At 32.1% G+C, this 433-nt stretch carries 1 protein-coding gene; it reads left to right on the top strand.

Annotated elements, in window-relative coordinates; all coding sequences use genetic code 11:
• Positions 1–433 (top strand): Gfo/Idh/MocA family oxidoreductase (locus IDG64_RS14445; protein WP_206171363.1); only part of this gene is annotated, 433 nt, incomplete at both ends.

Raw genomic sequence — 433 nt, 5'->3', positions numbered from 1 at the left:
CATATAAACTATTTAAATACACATAAAGATGTAAAGATTAAGTGGATTTCAGACTTATATTGCGACAAGATGGAAGATTGGATCAAAAAAGCAGGAATAGAAAATAAAACTAAGAACCATATGGATATTATTAATGATCCTGAGGTAGATGTAGTAGTAATATGTTCACCTACCGATACGCATGTAGACATCATTAAAGAAGCTTGTGCAAAAGGAAAGCATATCTTCTGTGAGAAACCGATTAGTTTGTCTATTGATGAAGCAAAAATTGCATTAGAAGCGGTAAAACAATCAAATGTGAAACTGCAAATGGGCTTTAATAGACGTTTTGATAAAAACTTCAAAGAGTTAAGAGATATTTTAAATAAAGGTGAACTTGGTAATATTCAAACATTAAGGATTACTTCAAGAGACCCAGAGCCACCACCAGTAG

Origin of the sequence: Staphylococcus sp. EG-SA-15 (assembly GCF_017151895.1) — a bacterium.
Taxonomy (GTDB): Bacteria; Bacillota; Bacilli; order Staphylococcales; family Staphylococcaceae; genus Staphylococcus; species Staphylococcus aureus.
Note: the sequence above shows the minus strand (reverse complement) of the source record. Positions and strands in the feature narration are given on the sequence as shown.